This window comes from Amycolatopsis vastitatis (genome assembly GCF_002234595.1).
In the GTDB taxonomy this organism is placed as follows: Bacteria; Actinomycetota; Actinomycetes; order Mycobacteriales; family Pseudonocardiaceae; genus Amycolatopsis; species Amycolatopsis vastitatis.
In genome coordinates this window covers 189,438-206,078 of the sequence record NZ_NMUL01000023.1, presented here as the reverse complement: position 1 = coordinate 206,078, position 16,641 = coordinate 189,438, and the positions used below count along the sequence as shown (strand labels likewise).

18 protein-coding genes are annotated in these 16,641 nt (G+C 63.6%); 6 read left to right on the top strand and 12 right to left on the bottom strand.

What is annotated here, in order from left to right; genetic code table 11:
- Positions 1 to 40 precede the first annotated feature (40 nt).
- The 5 genes from CF165_RS23700 to CF165_RS23685 all read right to left on the bottom strand — a co-directional run bounded on the left by CF165_RS23700 (position 41) and on the right by CF165_RS23685 (position 3,678).
- Positions 41 to 769, bottom strand: a complete 729-nt coding sequence (locus CF165_RS23700; protein ID WP_093949740.1) for a hypothetical protein — start codon at positions 767 to 769, stop codon at positions 41 to 43.
- Complete coding sequence (locus CF165_RS23695) at positions 766 to 1,851, bottom strand: hypothetical protein (RefSeq protein WP_143268648.1); 1,086 nt, start codon at positions 1,849 to 1,851, stop codon at positions 766 to 768. The genes CF165_RS23700 and CF165_RS23695 overlap by 4 nt, the downstream gene beginning before the upstream one ends.
- Entirely contained in the window at positions 1,848 to 2,762 is a 915-nt protein-coding gene (locus CF165_RS23690; protein ID WP_143268647.1) for a vWA domain-containing protein, read from the bottom strand. The genes CF165_RS23695 and CF165_RS23690 overlap by 4 nt, the downstream gene beginning before the upstream one ends.
- Positions 2,763 to 2,972, bottom strand: a complete 210-nt coding sequence (locus tag CF165_RS50355) for a hypothetical protein (protein ID WP_143268645.1) — start codon at positions 2,970 to 2,972, stop codon at positions 2,763 to 2,765.
- Between the two features lie 268 nt (positions 2,973 to 3,240).
- The gene (locus CF165_RS23685; protein WP_158226820.1) at positions 3,241 to 3,678 is read right to left on the bottom strand and encodes a hypothetical protein; all 438 of its coding nucleotides are present in this window, start codon (positions 3,676 to 3,678) and stop codon (positions 3,241 to 3,243) included.
- A gap of 181 nt (positions 3,679 to 3,859) precedes the next feature.
- Here CF165_RS23685 and CF165_RS50350 point away from each other — a divergent pair, with 181 nt between their 5' ends.
- On the top strand, positions 3,860 to 5,380 hold the full coding sequence (locus CF165_RS50350) for a hypothetical protein (protein ID WP_143268644.1): 1,521 nt from the start codon (positions 3,860 to 3,862) through the stop codon (positions 5,378 to 5,380).
- A 106-nt stretch (positions 5,381 to 5,486) separates the two neighbouring features.
- Here CF165_RS50350 and CF165_RS23680 read toward each other — a convergent pair whose 3' ends face one another.
- A complete protein-coding gene (locus tag CF165_RS23680) occupies positions 5,487 to 5,837 on the bottom strand; it encodes a ribbon-helix-helix domain-containing protein (RefSeq protein ID WP_093949736.1) in 351 nt (116 codons plus the stop codon).
- Positions 5,838 to 6,197: 360 nt separating this feature from the next.
- Here CF165_RS23680 and CF165_RS23675 point away from each other — a divergent pair, with 360 nt between their 5' ends.
- The 3 genes from CF165_RS23675 to CF165_RS23670 all read left to right on the top strand — a co-directional run bounded on the left by CF165_RS23675 (position 6,198) and on the right by CF165_RS23670 (position 10,375).
- Complete coding sequence (locus CF165_RS23675) at positions 6,198 to 8,456, top strand: SGNH/GDSL hydrolase family protein (protein WP_093949735.1); 2,259 nt, start codon at positions 6,198 to 6,200, stop codon at positions 8,454 to 8,456.
- Positions 8,457 to 8,580: 124 nt separating this feature from the next.
- Positions 8,581 to 9,108, top strand: a complete 528-nt coding sequence (locus CF165_RS50345) for a hypothetical protein (RefSeq protein ID WP_143268643.1) — start codon at positions 8,581 to 8,583, stop codon at positions 9,106 to 9,108.
- Between the two features lie 886 nt (positions 9,109 to 9,994).
- Positions 9,995 to 10,375, top strand: coding sequence for a hypothetical protein (locus CF165_RS23670; RefSeq protein WP_093949734.1), 381 nt, complete (start codon positions 9,995 to 9,997; stop codon positions 10,373 to 10,375).
- A gap of 187 nt (positions 10,376 to 10,562) precedes the next feature.
- Here CF165_RS23670 and CF165_RS23665 read toward each other — a convergent pair whose 3' ends face one another.
- From CF165_RS23665 to CF165_RS50340, 6 genes are all read right to left on the bottom strand, one after another.
- Entirely contained in the window at positions 10,563 to 11,015 is a 453-nt protein-coding gene (locus CF165_RS23665; protein WP_439098517.1) for an NUDIX hydrolase, read from the bottom strand.
- A 412-nt stretch (positions 11,016 to 11,427) separates the two neighbouring features.
- Positions 11,428 to 12,600 carry a methyltransferase domain-containing protein gene (locus CF165_RS23660; RefSeq protein ID WP_240521751.1) on the bottom strand — a complete coding sequence of 391 codons (1,173 nt, stop codon included), beginning with the start codon at positions 12,598 to 12,600 and terminating at the stop codon, positions 11,428 to 11,430.
- Positions 12,597 to 13,586, bottom strand: coding sequence for an ATP-grasp ribosomal peptide maturase (gene tgmB / locus CF165_RS23655; protein ID WP_093949733.1), 990 nt, complete (start codon positions 13,584 to 13,586; stop codon positions 12,597 to 12,599). Before tgmB ends, CF165_RS23660 begins: the two co-directional genes overlap by 4 nt.
- A 28-nt stretch (positions 13,587 to 13,614) precedes the next feature.
- Entirely contained in the window at positions 13,615 to 13,878 is a 264-nt protein-coding gene (locus tag CF165_RS23650; protein ID WP_093949732.1) for a hypothetical protein, read from the bottom strand.
- Between the two features lie 22 nt (positions 13,879 to 13,900).
- Positions 13,901 to 14,311: a hypothetical protein gene (locus tag CF165_RS23645; RefSeq protein WP_093949932.1), complete on the bottom strand. Its 411-nt coding sequence runs from the start codon at positions 14,309 to 14,311 to the stop codon at positions 13,901 to 13,903.
- Between the two features lie 11 nt (positions 14,312 to 14,322).
- On the bottom strand, positions 14,323 to 14,568 hold the full coding sequence (locus CF165_RS50340; protein WP_143268642.1) for a hypothetical protein: 246 nt from the start codon (positions 14,566 to 14,568) through the stop codon (positions 14,323 to 14,325).
- 278 nt (positions 14,569 to 14,846) lie between these two features.
- On the opposite strand from CF165_RS50340, the gene CF165_RS23640 reads away from it, so the two are divergent.
- Together CF165_RS23640 and CF165_RS23635 are read left to right on the top strand one after the other, a co-directional pair.
- Positions 14,847 to 16,124, top strand: coding sequence for a helix-turn-helix transcriptional regulator (locus tag CF165_RS23640; RefSeq protein ID WP_093949731.1), 1,278 nt, complete (start codon positions 14,847 to 14,849; stop codon positions 16,122 to 16,124).
- Positions 16,121 to 16,627, top strand: a complete 507-nt coding sequence (locus tag CF165_RS23635; RefSeq protein WP_240521750.1) for an NUDIX domain-containing protein — start codon at positions 16,121 to 16,123, stop codon at positions 16,625 to 16,627. Before CF165_RS23640 ends, CF165_RS23635 begins: the two co-directional genes overlap by 4 nt.
- The last annotated feature ends 14 nt before the right edge of the window (positions 16,628 to 16,641 follow it).

The following is a 16,641-nucleotide window of genomic DNA, read 5'->3' as shown; positions in this document are numbered from 1 at the left end:
GAAAGCATTGATCGCTCCGATGCGATCGTTGTGGAATTGACTACGGATCTTCTGCGAAGGCCGCTGCGCTACTGTCTGGTCGATGGGTGACCAGGCTGCTGAACAGAGCCTCTGCCACGGCACCGGGGCGGCTGTCGCAAGTAACCGGCGTGACAGTGATCCCGCCGGCGAGGACGCCGTCCGGCACCTGGCTCCCCATGACGACGGCGTGGACGTCGCCGGGGAAGGTCACCAGGTCGGACAACACCTGGGCCGGGTCGGTGTCCAGGAGCAGGAAGTCCGACAAGACGACCAGCGTGGTCGCGTGCCCCGGATATCCCTCGGTGAGCTGGGTTGCCTGGCGGAGGCTCGACTCAAGGGAACTTGAGCCGACCGCGTCGGTGGGGAAACGCAGCCCACGGCGCAGAGCGGTCATGCCCCGGCGTGTCAGCGGCACCGGTGCGACGTCGCCCCTGCACGGTGAGTCGAAGTGCAGCACGGCTCCGAGCTCGCGCGGCGAACCACGTCCCGCTACGACCTGAAAGGCGTGCTCGGCTTCGGCGTACCGCTTTGACAACGGATCGTTGCCGCCGCGGCCGGTGACGGAGCCGGAGTCGTCGAAGACCGCGATAAGGAGCGTCGGAATGGGAGACGGATCCCCGGGATCTCCGAGCTGGTAGAACACCTCGTCGGATTCGAGCGCCGCAGCTGGTGCATTAGCGGAGCCGGTCAGCCCGAGCAGATGGCTGGCCTGCAGGCCGCCGGGGGACAAACGGGACGGCCGAATCACGCAGCACCTCCTCGCCGAGGCCGCCGCCCGATCACTCCACCCTGTTCACCAGCTGAAAAGCCGTGTCCGAGAACGGCGGGATTTCGGACGTGGATGTGCCAGGCGAGTGACTCCATGTGCTCGGCGGCAGCTTGGCCGCGGAGGTCATGCTCATCGTGAACCGAGCGCGCGTTGGTGAGGGAAGTCGCTCGTTGACGCAGCGGAGCGGAGCCGGCGAGCTTGAGGTGCCGAGCTTCGGCACGCTGGGCGCGCTTGCTGAGCGTGTCCAACAGGTCGGCGACGTCGTCGGCGGCCGAATAGCTGAGCAAGCCAGATGCGAGGGCAGTTGCTGCCGCGAGCAGCCCGAAGGTCAGCCCTGTAGCGCTCCCCTCGATGGAGGCCCGCAGGCTGCCGACGCCGATGGCTATGAGCCCGACGACGGTCAGCGAGACAAGCCCGACCAGCTTGACGATGTTCATCCCGCCGCCGGGCCCGGCGAATAGCTGCTGGTAGCGCTGCTCGTCTGCGTTCAGCTGTTCCGGCTCGCGCTGCCTCGCCCGAGCGAGCCGGATGATGCGTAGCTCCGTGCCGATAAGGCCGGAACAGACGCCCGCCATGCCGGAGGCGAGCGCGAGCAGTAAAGCGATGTAGACGAGATCACCGTTCGTCACCGCGGCCGTCCAGACACCGCCAGTGTCCCCGAGCCACAGAACCGGCAGCCCTACCCAGTACCGCAGCTTGGCGCCGGACGAGCGCTTGACGTGCTGACTGAGGGTGCGAGCCGCATGCTGATGATCCGCGTGGGCGTCTCGGACCTGGCCTTCGCTTTCGCGGAGGAGGAACTCAGTTGCTTCGGCAGCGGACGCTTGACCTGCAGCTTCCGCCTGGTGCGGCCGAGCGGCAGCTTCACCCTCGGCCGCCCAGAGCGACTCCTGTTCGCCGGCGAGCGCCTGGTACTGGTGCTGCACGTACGTCGTGCCGACGTTGTTCGGACGCGGGCAGGCGGCAGCGCCGTCGAGGCGAGGCAGCGTGACCGCGTCGGCTTCCCGCCGCCACGCTGTCGTCTGATCTGCTCGGCTACCCGCCGTGCGGAGGCGGTTCATCGGCCGCTCACCGCATAGTCGGTCACCGCCGCACAGCTGGCAGCCGCGGTCTTCTTGCAGAGCGCGTCGTAGAACGCCACCAGCCCGTCGACGACGTCAGAGCTGGGAGGATCGCTCGCGACGCGCCCGAGTCCGGCGACCACGATGGACGAGCCGGGCAGCTGCGGCACCGCGACGCGCCCGGCCAGGTCAGCGGCTTGCTGCTTGGTGATGGCGCCCTCGTCCAGCGCGATGCCGACGTTCTGGAAGCCGTCGGTCAGCAGGTAGAGGTGCAGCTTGAACGGCGCGCCGACCTGGGCGAGCCATTCACTGGCCAGCCGGTACTCCGCGCTGATGTCCGTGCCGCCGCTCGGCAGCGACTTCAGGGCCGAACTGTACTTCGCGCGGATGGTCGTCATGACGTCCGTGACCAGCGGCGGGAGCTTCTTCAGACGGGCGTTGTCGGTGGCGCCGTCCAGGTGGAGCGACTTGTCGATGAGGATGGTGGTCGCCGCGCTGGTCGACGCGAAGACGCTCACGCGCAGCCGGCCGCCGCAGATCGCCGTGGTGTGCACGATCGACTCGATGGCCTTGAAGCGCTCCTCCGCGATGGCGTCCGAGCTGCTCGAGCCGCTGCCATCCAGCTGCACGTCGGTAGCCGGCGGGGCCGCGGCGTCGCAGGTCGAGAGGATCTGCTGGTCAGCAGCCAGTTGGCCGGCCGAATTCGATGCAGGACTGCAAGCGGACATGGCTGCGACAGCTGCACCCAGCGCGATGGCTGCGATAGACCGCTTCACGGCCGAGCGCGTGAGGTTCTTGTTGGTAAAGTAGGACACAGTGGTTCCCTTCTCTCGGAATTTCCTGACGTGACTTTCTTGTTGGCGTATCGACCAAGGCAAATGGAGCGCCTTGCTGGTGTGGTCCACCGACATTTAGTTGTCCTTCTTCTCGGGCTTAGCGCGGCGCCGGTGCTTCACGCGGGCACTGCGCTTCTCTTTCTGCTCGTTACGGATGGAAAGAGGAATGAAGTCAGGGCTCGGCTGACGCAGCTCTTGCGCGAGTGAGCGCAGTTCGGCTTCTTGACGCGCGATCTGGGCGCGTGTGCTTTTGCGAACGAGCTTGGTGTAGCGGTTCCGGGGCATGGGGTGACTCCTTGGCTGGTGGCGGGCTGTGAATCCGCGGGGGCTGATTGCTTCTCGCGGGCGCCGATCTGCGGCGTGCAACCACTTGAGCACGAGTCAGATGGAGGACAAAGATCTTCCCCTGATCTGCCCGGGGAGACCCCGGGGAAGGAAAGAAGCCGCAGCTCAGGGAGTCGGGGAGGTGTCGGGGAGCCGCCCGGGAAGCGGCGACAAGACAGGAAAAGCCCGCTCCTTGGAGAAGCGGGCGGGGGTCGGCCTGGCGGGTTGTTCAGTGGTCGTCAGCGGGAAGACGGGCGTCCGATGGGCTGAGCGGTCGGTTGCCGTGCAGCTCCCGGAACGTCGCCTTGGCGAAGAAGTACGGATCGAGGATGTCGTGTCCAGAGAGTCCGCCGTCGGAGATCGTCGTCACCCGACGCTCGATGGTCGCCATCTCCTCGGTCTTGGGGTCATCGCTGACGTAGTAGACGTAGTCGAGGAGATCAGGTGTTCGGTGCCACTCTTCGATGATGGCGATGATCGCCAGCGTGTACCTCTGGAAATCTCCTTGACACACGCGGACGCCGTAACCTGCCATCACCCATGAACAGATGTAGTCTGCCAGGGATCGATGGATCAAAGGCGACAGTTCTTCGGGCGATGTCTGGGTTGCAAACTCCCGAAAGGAGTTGATGGCGGTTTCATCGAGGAAACCCATAGGAATGCGCACGTTAGCCTCCAGATAGTTGAAGGCCGACCCGTTAAATATATTAACACATTTATTCGGTATTTGCAATAGCAAATACCGATGACGCAAGTGTGCCGCCGCCCTTGCTGTCGCTGGGCGCGTCACAGTGCGCGACGAAGTAACCTGGAAGCCTTCGACCCTGGGCGGATGGAGCAGCGCTACCGTGCGTGACGAAGACGTGACAGCAGAGCGGACGCCGGAAGAAGACCTGGCCTACCTCGCCCGCGTGGGGGTTTCCCGCATTGCGCTTGGGTCGTGTCAGAGCCTGGCCTTGGTGGTGCAAGACGAACTGAAACTCGGATCCCTTGCGGTTGGTCGTCGGGTCAACCTTCTTGGGACGGTCTTGAACGCGGTGCTTCACGACAGCCGGGAAGCGGCCCTCGCTGGGCTCGGTACGACAACGCATCACAGGGCGCGCCAGGTCGACGCGTTCCAGGTTGCCGCCGCAGGCGAGCTGCTGCGGATTACGGACGAAGAGGCGTTCTCGAAGATCTTGGCCGTCAGGCTTGTGCAGCACGAAACAACCTGGCCCAAGATGATGAAGAACGTCGGCAAGTCGGGGCCGGCGGCCGAGTGGCAGCTCCGCGCAGCTCAATGGCTGGGTTGGAAGAACATCGGAGGTATGAGCAAGAAGCGGGTCGAGCTGCTTGCGGCTCTGCTCGTTGCGCTCAGGGTGTACTTGGCCGACGAAGAAGTCGCCAGTGCTCTCCGGACCCAGTTCGCCGACGGTGTCGAACCCTCCGTGAAGGAGTCGGATGACGAGGCTCCGCCGCGTGTAGCGATGGATGAAAGTGCAGCTGCCGTCTCTTTGCAAGCCGGATCACCAGATGTAAGCGACTCGACGCAGCCACGCCGCGATGGACCTCGCGCCCTCAGTCGAGTCGGACAGCGCTGGTACGCGCTAGCTGGCGTGGTCCTGCTTATCGCCGCCGTGGTATCGGTGATCTATTTAGCGAGTGACGGTAGCGCCTCTTCTGGGGCGAACGGGGCGTCCTCAAGCGCACCGGCTCCGTCCACTGTGACGGAACGGCCTACGCTGCCCACGGGGCCGATCAAGTTTGATAATCGTGGTGGGTGGGGGCCAGAACGACAGCTCTTCACCAGCACCAGTCCGGCCGCATACGCGGTGTTCAATAGCATCACTGACAACCCCAACTATGGTGACGAGCGCAATGTCGTCACCTGTAAAGACAAGAGTCGTTCTGATCCGCTAGGCAATCAGCTCATCGCGGAAGACGGACATGTGTACCACTGTCAGGTTGGGGTATTCAACGATGTCGCGGATTCGCTCGATGACGGAGAGCAAAGAACTGCCCCGGCGCGTATGTTTAATGCTCGCCTAATCGTGGACCTCCCTCTGGGGCCAATATACAACCCTGGCGTATCGGCCACCCTTTCGGCAAATAACGCCCAGTCGGTTTGGTCGAGCTGTAATTTTATTTCACCGCAACCGATGAAACTGACGTATCAACGCGGCTCGACGCGTCTGATAACTCTCGGCTTGCCGGTGGGTGGTCTTCAAGTCCAGGAGAAGTTTCAAGGCGAGGCTATGAGTAGTGGCCTATTGGTTAAGCCGGGGATTCTGCTTGGCTATGATAAACAAGACGGCATAATCCGCCACAGTGGCCAATACTCCGCGTTTGTAACCTTTGAAATAAAAATTGAATTGGAGTCAGGTTCATAGTGCCATCGACTATGAATGTTAAGTGGCGGGAGTCGTCCAAGGTTCGGATATGGGCCGAAAGCTTCGATGACTCCCGCCGTCTGACGCTCTTGACGAGACGTCAGGGTTACTCGCCCGCGGACTTGCCTCGGCGCGTCCCGGTCTGGGGGCTGCTGGGTGCAGCCTTCTCCTCGGACTTCTGGTCGGCGCTCCCGCCGAAGATGGCAGCGATGGCTGCGCGCTCGGTCTGGGCCTTGCGCTCGATCTCGGCCCGCACCGCCTCGGCCTTCTTGAGGATGACCGGGTCGGCCTTGGTCTTCTCGATCCAGTGCTCCAGAGCCAAGCGGATCTCCTCGGTCGCGCTGCGGCCCGTGAGCTGGGCAACGATGTCCAGCTGAGCTCGCAGGTCTTCGGTGATGCGGACGGCCAGCGTGCGGAGCTGGCCGGCGCCCGCGGGCGTACTGGTTGGCTCGCTCATGGCGAGTTGCCTCCTCGGTGGTGGTGCAGCTGACGACCGGACTGGTCATCGAGGAGCTGCAGGACACCGACGAGGCTTTTGTGTCGCCAATCGCGACGTGCGCCGCGTTGGCTGCTCTATCTATCACTCAGTTCGCGAACAAGTTCAACCGTAGGTTCGCCCACGATGTAAATACCACTACAAATCGTCAGCCTTCCTCTCGTTGTATTTTGCACTATATGCACGAGTATCTAATTATGTCATAAATAACATGGCTCTTCAGCAAAGAGGCAACGAGGGTGGTTCGCCGCAATCCGGCCGAGCCGCCCTTTTGTCTTCGTACGTTCACATTTCAGAAACCAGAAAGTGGTGTAAGCCATCATGCGTAAAACGCGTATGCCGGTCATGCTCGCACTCGCGGGTCTGATCGCATCAGCGGTTACGTTCGTCTCTACGGGGACAGCGGCGGCCGCCGAGTCCATCCCGCAACTCCAGTGGCCAACGATCAAGAGCAGCCGGTACGTCTGGGATACCGTCACCAGCCCGTCTGGGGTGACGAATGGTTGCGACTACTCGAACAACGTGTACAGCAACCTGAAGTCCCTCAACAGCTCCGGCCAGGTCGTCCGCGAACTGGATCCGAACCAGCTGGTCGACGGCGTCCCGAACTGTATCTACCATCCGGCTGTTGCCGGAAACGGTGACCTTTACGGGAGACCGTACGGCAAGAACGCCGGTGGAAGCTACGTGTACGCCAGCTTGCTGGCCTACACCGGCAACACCTTGAAGTGGAAGTATGACGTCGGTTGTACTTCGCAAGGTGGCGCACCGGTCGTCGGCGCAGACGGCAATGTCTACGCGATCAGCAACACGAACGGTACCCGGTTGATCGGCCTGACCCCCGAAGTGGAGCCGGGTACGACACAGCCAAAGAAGGTATTCGACGTCGCGCTTACCGGGTCTGGCCTCTGCAGCGCCGAACTCTACGCAGTCAAGGACGGGATCGCCTACATCAACAACGGGCAGGCCTACCTCTACGCGTACAGTGGCAAGAAGCTCGGGACATCGCCGAGTGGGGCGTACCTCACTCGTGCGAAGCAGATCGGTGCCGACGGCCGCCTGTTCTATCCGGTCTTCACCGGATCGGGCAGCACGGCCAGCATCAAGATCGTCGCGTACAACCTGTTCCGCGACGTGGCCGACTGGACAGCGCCGGAGTCGCTGTTCGGCTACAACCCGCAGTACAGCAGCACCTATCCCACGCCAGACGGCGGAGTGGTCGTCCAGATCACGCGGCTGAAGGTCGTTGGTGGGGCGCCGACCACCGAACGGGTGCGTACAGTCGTCAAATTGAACGCCCTCGGACAGAAGTCCTGGGAAAAGGAATTTCCCAACCAGGACACGAGCGGAAACCCGTGGAACAACACCTACGTCTCCGTGGATGTCAGCGGAAAGATCGCGGTATTGCGCGAAGGGAGCTTGCAGACAAACGACCCGTCCAACAGCACCATGCCCGCTATATCCATCGGGGTCTTCGATGGCGCTGGGAACGTCGTGTATGACCAAATCATGCGCGGTAACCTCGACAAGCAGGCCGGCGGTGTCAACGGCTACAACGTGGGAGGACAAGGAACGAATGGTCCAACTACCGGACCAAACACCCTCTACTTCCTCGCCGTATGCAAGGGAACCTGCGGCGAGTATCTGGAAACCAAGCTCTACGCGGTCAAGATTCCCGGCCTTGGCCTGGACTACCCGCGCGGACCGGTCATCACTAGGACGCCGCGTCCAGCGTCGGCCTTTGTTGCCCTTGGTGACTCGTTCTCATCGGGAGAGGGTGTGCCGCCCTTCGAGGCTGTTACTGACCTCCCGGGCGTGAACACGTGCCATCGCAGCACCGCCGCCTATGCGCGTCTGATCTCCGGTACAAGTCCCAAGATTCCGTCGTTGGGAAGCGACGGATTCCGGGCGTGTTCAGGTGCCGTGACCAGTAACATCACGGACACGGTGCAGTGGAACGAAGGTACACAGCTCGACCTGTGGCCGGACACTACGACGCAGCTCGTTACCCTGACGGTCGGCGGCAATGACATCGGGTTCCGAGACTTCGCGAAGGCGTGCGTCTTCAACACCTGTCAAGCTGGAAGTCCCGTATACAACACCACACTGGGCCAGATCAATAACACTCTGCCGAATGGGCTAGCGACGACCTATCAGAAGGTTCTCGCGGAGTTTCCGAACGCCAAGATCTACGTGCTCGGCTATCCGCAGGTGGTCGCGAACAAGTCGGTAAACGACCCGTTCGACATCAGGTGCCCGTACATGTACAACAGCACCGGCGACACCGGTGCTGCACACTACCCATGGGAGGATGCTTGGGCGGCTCGGGACATCGTGACCAAGTTGAACGGTAAGATCAGTACCGCCGTCACGAACGCCAGCAACGCACGCCTGACGTACGTTCCGATGGATGCCGCTGGCTCACAGTTCTTCGGCCACGAGGTGTGTGGAACGGATAGCACTTCTTGGTTCCAGAACATCAACCAGGCGACCGGTGACCCGGCGTACGTATTCCACCCCAACGGCCTCGGCCAGCAGGGGTACGCCACCATCGCCGGTGCAGCAATCAACGCCGGGTAATTCTCATATGAATTGAAGAGCCAATGCCCTCAGTTCCCATGCCACCCACAAGGAGGCGAGGAACTGGGGGTATCTTCATTTTGATATTGTAAGCAAGCTGTAAATCATTATAATGGTAGGCAGTATGACAAACGATCCAAGAAGTGCATCCAAAAAGAACTCAGCGACAAGTAAGCGGGTTGCAACGAAGAACAAAATCCAATACGGGAACGGTGATATCCTTGCCGTTTCCGCTGTTCTCCTGATCATAATTGGTCTCTACTTTTTCGCCCGGAGCACTAGCTCGCTGGCTCAAATATTCACCGGACCGCTTAACGTCTTCTTCTTGCCAAGTATTCCCGCTCTGCTGATCGCCCTCTTCGGTGGACTGTATCTCTACAGGGTTATTAGGAGGGATCCGCTCGGTAGGATCCCCTTGGTGGTTGCTTCAATCTTTTCCGTCGCCCTGATTATTGTCGGCTTAGTGTTCCTAACTGTTCTTCTTGGAGCAGGAACAACTTGCCCAATCTCTTCCAACCCCCATCAAGATTGTGGGCAACTAAACGCGTTCATGCTCTATGTTTATGTAAATAACCCAATAGTCTATGGTCTCGCCATGATCCTTGCAGTGGTCGGGAGTGTGTCGTTGCTTGGCCGCGGAAGAAAAAATTAGCAGATTCTTCTTACTGTGTAGCCGTCCGACAAGTAAATCCTCGCCCTGACGCCTCTTGATGGTCATCAGGACGAGGGTTTCGCCTGAGGCGACGGTCAATGCAAGCCGCTACCTTTAGGAGCAGCATCCCGCTTCTCTCCTTCGGTGGGCCGAGTCTCTTCCGGAACCCGATTGCGAGTTGATCGACGCGGAGAAGTGCTTCCAGTCGAGGCTTTCCGCTGGTCCGGCGGGCTTGGGGCTCGACAGCGGAAGAAGTTGCGTAGCAAACGAGTCGTAGATGCGTTCCTCCATGAGGCGTTCGCAGAACGCTGCAAAAGCAGTTTTGATACGAGCTTCCGTGCCAAACCTCCTCGATCGGAAACGCGCCCTTCTTGAGACACGGGACGCCTGCGTTCAGAACGCTGGCCGTGCACCCGCACGCAGCACTCTCCACTGCACCTGCACGGGCGTCTGCATCCCCTGATTACCCATCCGTGCAGCCTCACTGGGCCGGTGGTGGACCTTCACTCGAAAGAGTTGTGGGTGTCAGGTATCTGTCCGACTTTTTCCAAATATCAGTAGTGGAACCACTCGAAAGTGGGATGAAAACTGCGACAAAAAGGTGTTTGACCAGTGCATAGTCACGCTGAATGACGTCTATCAACCGTTCACCGACGATCAAAGACCGGTCGTCGCAATCAGCCCCAAAACGACTCTCCTACTTTGCAGTAGCTCGTCGGGCTTCGCCAAGATGGCGTCAGCGTCTGACAAGGCTCCGACCCCGTCAGACGTGGACGCGGCCCCCAGCTGGAACTGGGAGCCGCGTGGGTGTTCGCACCGCCCGTCCCACACGCAAATATTGAGAGAGGCAACGAACATGGCGACGTTACCGCCGCTAGGTGGCGACATGCCAGACCGACGTTCCCCCGATCGGATCACACTTGACAACGATCCGAACTACGTCGGCCTTGAGGAATTATTCGAGGCGGCCGTCGAGCCGGCCATCGTGACGAGCTCGCCGGGCACGGTGCTCGAGCCGCCCTGCCGGAGGTTGCAGCGTGACCACGTCTCGCCGCATCCGGTGTGGGAGCTGCTGCGGCAGATCCTGTTCGGCGACCCGGCGCACATCTGGCGTTCGGCGCTTCTTCTGGTGGTGCTCGGCGCCGTGGTCTGCGGCATCTTGCTCGCAGGCTCGGTCGCGCTGACCGCGGCCGGCGCCGCGCTGGTGGGCTTGGTCGGACTGCTGCGGCTCAGCCGCTGGCAGGCCAACCGGGTGCGTCTCGGCTGATAGCTGCGGCGCAAGAGGAAGGTGGGCCGAGCCCGGGGCTGAAAAAGGCAGCCCCGGGCTCGGCCCGGCTCGGGTTCCCCCCGCACCAGCGATTCAACCGCTGGTATCCCCGCGCTGAGCACCGCCGTCAGCGTCGCGGCGGTGCTCAGACGGGTACGGCTGTCATTTCGCTGCGTGAAACCGCCAGTTAATCAGCCTGGCCGGTTTCGGCGTAGGCCTTCAGGACCGTCTTGACGGCATCTGTCACCGGCAGCTCCCCGTCGAGTCGAGCCCACTGGTAGACGTCGTGCTCCTGGAGCACGACCGGCTTCGCCCTGGCGACGTCGACGGCGAAGTTGAACTGGCGGCTCGGCTTGCCGCTACCGGAGGTGTAGTCGAAGCTTCCGAGGTAATGCTGGATCGTCGAGACGTCCAGCCCGGTTTCTTCCTTGACTTCGCGAATGAGCGCCGCGTAGAGCGCTTCACCCGGTTCGACCTTGCCGCTGGGCAGTTCCCAGAGCCCGCCCATGAAGTCGTCGGCGGGGCGACGGAGCAGCAGGATCTCGCCCTGAGACTGCATGACGGCGCCAACGACGAATTGCTGGATGCCCGCGGCCGTGGCTTCCGAGGCGAGCTTCGTCAAGAGTGTTGAGTCGACCAATACTCTATCCCCTAAGTTCGTGGTGGAGGTCGACAACCTTACGGAAGCCGGCGGTGTACTGATGGGCGAGTGAGATGTCCCGGCCTCGGTGCCAGACCGGCAGCGTCCGGGCGTACAGGCGCTCGGCGACTGGGAACTGACCCCGTTCGTAGCGGATCTGCCCGACGTACGGATGGTGCGGAAATAGCGGCCGCGGATCCTGGAATAGCGGCAGCAGGTTGAGCGGACAGGTCGCGCTGGGGCGGTCGACCCGGACCAGGCCTCCGGCGTGGTCCGGGTCGCGACGCGCTCACCGATAGATCGCCCGTCTCATCGCAGTCAGCCTGTACGGGGATGGCGTCCAGGTGCAGCGACAGCTTCACCGTGGCGAGGAAGGTGTAGGTGGGCACCGGGCTTCGTCGCCGATGCCGCACTACAAGGGCAGAGACCACTGCTTGTCGATGGCCGGGAGGGTCACGGACTGGCCGCCGCCCGGCGAAACCGTGATCGTGAAGTCCACGGGCTGAGGCTGATCGAGCCGAGTCCAGAGCTCGTACGCGGCCTCCAGTTCGTCCCACAGGCGTCGGTCTCCGCCCTGTGTAACCTCGCGGTCGGCGTCGCCGGCCTCTAGTTCGACGCGTGCCCATGACTCGCTACGCGGGTCCGTGAGGCAGAAGTACATTGGGCCGCCCTTGATCCTGATCCGGCCGGCGCGCGCTCCAGGTATCGACAACTGCGCAAGGAAGGCGAACTCCCACTTGCGGAGGGCGACAGGACCGAGATTGGTCCGGCGATGTGGTCCCGGAGCGCTAACGGCGCGAGATGCCAGCTCGGGCAGCTCGTGGAGGTGCTCCTCCTCGCTGCGAAGCGGCATGAAGTTCACCCGCTCCGGCAGGAAGCGACCACTCGCAGACCCGTCCTTGTTCACCGTCAGGCGGGCGAGGTTGCCGGCGAAGTCGCCGCGCAGGTCGGTCAAGATCGTGCCGCCTGGCCGCACCTGCTGCAGCCAGACCGGCGGCACCCTCCGCAAGGATGCTGTGGCGATGATCCGGTCGTACGGCGCGCGTGCCGGGTAGCCGAGGTAGCCGTCCGCGACTGTAAGCGTCGGATCCAGGCCGAGGTGATTCAGGCGTTCCCGCGCCTCGGCGACGCACCGCGGATCGATATCCACGGAGGTGACAGCCTCCGACCCGAGCCGGTGGGAGAGCAGACCGGCCGTCCACCCCGTCCCGGTACCGATCTCCAACACGGCGTCCCCGTCAGTCGCCTGGCTGGATTCGAGCATGGTCGCCACCACCGACGGCGCAGAACACGACGTCGTAGCCATCTCGCGCTCGTCGAAAACCGTCAGTAGTGCCTCGTCGTGGTAAACCGCGCGCAGCCACTCCTCCCGGTGGGCGCTGTCGGCGACGTCCAGGGCGTGACCGCCCAGGTTGTCCGGAAGGGTAAAGCGCGGGGCGAACAGGTGCCGGGGAACGTCCTCGAACGCGGTTCTCCATGAGCGCGTGGTCAGCTTCCCTGTTGCCGCCAGGCGCTCGATGAGAGCGTGGTTGAGGTCGATGGCCAGCTGGCTGAGCCTGCTGTCCTGCTCGATCACGTCGGTCACTGATCTTCTCCTGTGAGTAGGGCGGCGATGGCGTCCGCTATGGGAAGGGCCGTCGCGTCTTCTATCCAGCCCCATTGCCCGCTGGGGTTCAAGTCGACGAAGTAGTGGGTGTCGTCGGCTGTGACGACGAAGTCGGCCGCCGCGAAGCTCAGTCCGAGCTGCTCGGTCATCGTCAGGAGCGCCGACTCGACGCCTTCTGGCAGGTCCACGGGTTCGTAGCGCAGCGCCGCGTAGTCCGCGCGCCAGTCGAGCAATTCGCCGGCGGCCTCGTCGGCGACGAGGATGTTCGCGGCGAACACGCGCTTGCCGACAACGGTTGCCCGCACGTCCCGGACCTTCGGCACGCGTTCCTGGAACTGGTGGGCCGTGAGCGCGACCCGATCATCGGACATGTCCGCGATCGTGACCGGTGTCGTGTACACGAGCGACACGCGCTCTCCATCGGGGACCGAGGCGCCGGAGAGCGTCTTGTAGACGACGGAGCCGCCCAGGCGATCACTGAGATCGGCGGCGTCGCCGGGGACGTTGGTGATAGCGGTCCGCGGCACGGCCAGTCCGCACGCCGCAGCGGTGACGAGCTGGAGCGGCTTGTACTCCGCGTCCGCCGCCCGTGATGGGTGGTTCACCCACGAGCACCCCGGCAGGCTCATGAGGAGCCCACCGACCGCTCGGCGGGCTTCTCGCGCGGCGAAGCGCTGTTCGGCGTCGTTCATCGACGGCGGGAAGGTGAACGCGGTCGGCCTGCGGACATACACACTGCGGATGTCGCGCAGACCGACCGATCCGTCCGGACTGCGGATCTCGCCGTCCCAGGAGCCATCGAACCAGGCGCTCACACTCAGCGAGAGCGGGAAGTCGCCGGTGTCCGCCCGAAATACCTGCGCGTTCCGGCGCTCCAGATCTCGGACGACGAGATCTGCTGACGTATCGCTCGGTTCCGTCAACACCAGGACGGTGTCGGCGGTGGGGCGTGATTCGAGTTTCATGGCGTTGGCGAGTCCTTCGTCGGTGGCGTCAGATGTCGTTGGCGACGTCGTAGCGGGTGTCGCCCTCGTCGTTGCCGTCGGTGGACTGCTCGGTCACGCTTTCGGTGGCCATCGTGGCACCGGTTCCGGTGCGCAGGACCACGACGTTGCGGGAGGCGGGGGCGGTCCGCAACGTCAGGCCGAAGGGGGTGTTCTCCGTGTCCGAGACGGGCTCAGCCGTCGGCACGAATCCTCGGCGGACGCCGAGTCCGAAACGCTCGTCCGCGTCGGTGAGTGACATACGGGTCGTCATGCTCTGCTTCTCCTTTTCCCTATCACCACGCTGTTTTCGGCGTGGGGTCTTGGACGAGGCCGGTCGGCCAGGTCATGACCGGCTGACCCATTTCGAGGGGAACTCTGGACCCCGGAGCGGGGGCGAGAACCTGGAAGGGCGCGTCGGCCTGGCCCGGTGCGCCAATCGTGAGCACGGCGCGAAGGGTCCAGAGCGGCTCCGCCCCGTACTGCCAGGAGACCACCGACGGCCGGAAGACGTCGGTGCCGGGGAAGCTCGGCGTCCGGTACGCGGTGGCACGACGCTCGTCACGGATGATGAGGACATCGGTGCACGTCGGCCACCGAAACGTCGCGGCGTACAGGTCGGGCGCGGCCGGACGGCCGAAGAGGTAGAGCGTCCACTTGCGGCGGCGCAGCTCGACGAAGAGGTCGTCGAGGGAGAGCCCGGTCACCACTACGCCGCCTAGAAACCTTCGCGCAGCCGGTAGGCATGCCGAACGATGTCACAGGGCCAGACGACGGTGCAGCAAGCGCAGTCGCCGCTCGCCGGATCTGGCTCGTGCAGTACGAACGTCAGGGTGATCAGGCTGTAGAGCTGCACGGGCTCGGGGATCCGCTCACCGACCGTGGCCGACAGCCGGTTAAGCCGTCGTTGCCAGGCGCAGGACACTCGTGGGCCCGTGTGCAGGTCGATCGTTCGTACGGCCATGATGACCGCTCCGTCCGTTCCGTTATCGATCGTGGTGCGGCATCCGACGCCAGGGGCCTTGTACCGCAGGCAGCGAGGCTTCCCTGCGGAAGGAGACCTGCGGTCCCGGAGGCGGGGGATGGCTGCCCCGGCGCCGGATGCCGCTTTTGACCTTGGACGGCCGCTCGGCCGAATCCCAGGGAAAAGATCAGGAAAATTGGCGAAAGAGACCGGCAACCACAGGGGCTGACCTGGGGTAATGTGGCCAGGCGGCACGGATCGCATACGGAGGGGTACGTATGGTCGCCAAGCGCGACGAGCTGGCACGGGCACGGCGGGCAGCTGGCTACACGCAGGAACGGCTCGCTGAGGCTCTTGCCATCGACGTCAAGACGGTCGGCAACTGGGAATCCGGGAAGACCGAGCCATTGCCGTGCAAGCGACCCAAATTGGCCGCTGTACTGAAGGTCAGCGCAGACCGTCTCGAGGAACTACTACGCCTGGCCCCGACGTACGCGGCGGTCGAAGTTAGTAACGAACGCGACGGCGCGGCAGCGGCTGCCCGCGTGGATGAGCAGCGGCGTCCTCCGCGGGCGGTGCCCGTCGTCAGCCTGTTCCCTGCCCAACCCGCCCAACAGGACCGGCAAGCCGATCTCGCCACCATCCAGGCCATGGCGACGGCGTTCCAGGTAGCGGACCGGAAGGTCGGCGGCGGCCAGATCTATTCGGCCGTGGTCCACTACCTGCAGACCGAGATCAGCCCGCGGCTCTTCGACCCGGCCAGCGACATCCTGGGCGAGCGCTTGTTCGAGGCAGCTGCGTCCCTGACCGAGATTGCCGGTTGGATGGCCCACGACAGCGGCCGCGACCAGTACGCTCAGCGCCACTTCAGCCAGTCGTATCGGCTCGCCAAAGTCGCGGATCACCCAGCGCTTCTCGCCAATATCTGCGCCAGCATGAGCCACCTCGCCGGCCAGCTCCACCAGGCGGCGGACGCCGTCCGGATCGCTCAGGTTGGCTTGGCGCATGCCGAGCGTGGTCCCGCCCGGCAGCGGCTGTCGGCGCGACTCCACGCCATGAGCGCCCGCGGTTTCGCCATGCAAGGCGACGCTGACGCCAGCCGCCGAGCCCTCATGGACGCGGAATGCGTGCTGGAACGGCTGCATGAAGACACATCGGCGGAGTGGATCAGTCAGTTCGACGAAGCGTCGCTGGCCGGCGAGGCAGCCCTCTGCTACGACGCGCTCGGGGATCGGAAACAAGCCGAACGCCAGGCCCGCCGCGTCTTGGAGCTGCGCGTCGGCGACCGGGTGCGAAGTCGGGCGTTCGGGCAGCTGACGCTCGCAGAGGTGCTTGCTGGTGGCGGTGAGATCGACGAGGCTGCCGCCCTTGGACGTGAGATCTGCGCTGCGGCTGGTTCGCTGACCTCCAAGCGCGTGCGTACCCAGCTTGCCAAACTCCAAGTGACCCTGCGGCCGCACCGCTCAGTTCCCGCTGTGCAGCTGTTCCTGGCAGACTGCTCTCATGTCTTGCAACCCGCGGCTGCGCCGGAATCCGACACGTCGTGGCCGGTGTGACTGAGGACGATGCGGCCCGCTTTGCGTACCTGGCGGAGGGCAACGCCAAACAAGCGCGCAAGCGGGTCGCCGCCGACGTCCTGATCACCGACCGGGCTGGCCGCGTGCTGTTGGTGGATCCCACCTACAAGGAGGGATGGGACATACCCGGCGGGATGGTCGAGGCCAACGAGCCGCCGGTGGCTGCCGCCGAGCGGGAGCTGCGCGAAGAGCTTGGGCTGACGCTGATCGTCGGTAGGCTGCTGCTCGTCGAATGGGTGCCACCGCACGGACCGTGGGACGACCAGCTGGTGATGATTTTCGACGGCGGGACACTGGATGACGCGATGGTCGCGGAGCTGCGCCCCACTGACGACGAGCTTGCTGGCCTGGGATTCCTGACACCTGCCGAGGCGAAGCCGCTGCTCAAACCACGGCTCTGGTCGCAGCTCCAGAAAGCCCTCGCGGCGCGGACGTCGGGCGACGTCGCGTACGCCGAACTTGATCCAGACGCTGGACACTGAGGTCAGGCAGCAGC

What these genes read in the sequence shown, in the direction of transcription:
- CF165_RS23670 (WP_093949734.1), top strand. Translation starts at nt 9,995, where the DNA reads ATGCCAGACCGACGTTCCCCCGATCGGATCACACTTGACAACGATCCG.
- CF165_RS23640 (WP_093949731.1), top strand. Translation starts at nt 14,847, where the DNA reads ATGGTCGCCAAGCGCGACGAGCTGGCACGGGCACGGCGGGCAGCTGGC.
- CF165_RS23680 (WP_093949736.1), bottom strand. Translation starts at nt 5,837, where the DNA reads ATGAGCGAGCCAACCAGTACGCCCGCGGGCGCCGGCCAGCTCCGCACG.
- CF165_RS23695 (WP_143268648.1), bottom strand. Translation starts at nt 1,851, where the DNA reads ATGAACCGCCTCCGCACGGCGGGTAGCCGAGCAGATCAGACGACAGCG.
- CF165_RS23690 (WP_143268647.1), bottom strand. Translation starts at nt 2,762, where the DNA reads ATGTCGGTGGACCACACCAGCAAGGCGCTCCATTTGCCTTGGTCGATA.
- CF165_RS23675 (WP_093949735.1), top strand. Translation starts at nt 6,198, where the DNA reads ATGCGTAAAACGCGTATGCCGGTCATGCTCGCACTCGCGGGTCTGATC.
- CF165_RS50345 (WP_143268643.1), top strand. Translation starts at nt 8,581, where the DNA reads ATGACAAACGATCCAAGAAGTGCATCCAAAAAGAACTCAGCGACAAGT.
- CF165_RS50340 (WP_143268642.1), bottom strand. Translation starts at nt 14,568, where the DNA reads ATGGCCGTACGAACGATCGACCTGCACACGGGCCCACGAGTGTCCTGC.
- tgmB (WP_093949733.1), bottom strand. Translation starts at nt 13,586, where the DNA reads ATGAAACTCGAATCACGCCCCACCGCCGACACCGTCCTGGTGTTGACG.
- CF165_RS23650 (WP_093949732.1), bottom strand. Translation starts at nt 13,878, where the DNA reads ATGACGACCCGTATGTCACTCACCGACGCGGACGAGCGTTTCGGACTC.
- CF165_RS50355 (WP_143268645.1), bottom strand. Translation starts at nt 2,972, where the DNA reads ATGCCCCGGAACCGCTACACCAAGCTCGTTCGCAAAAGCACACGCGCC.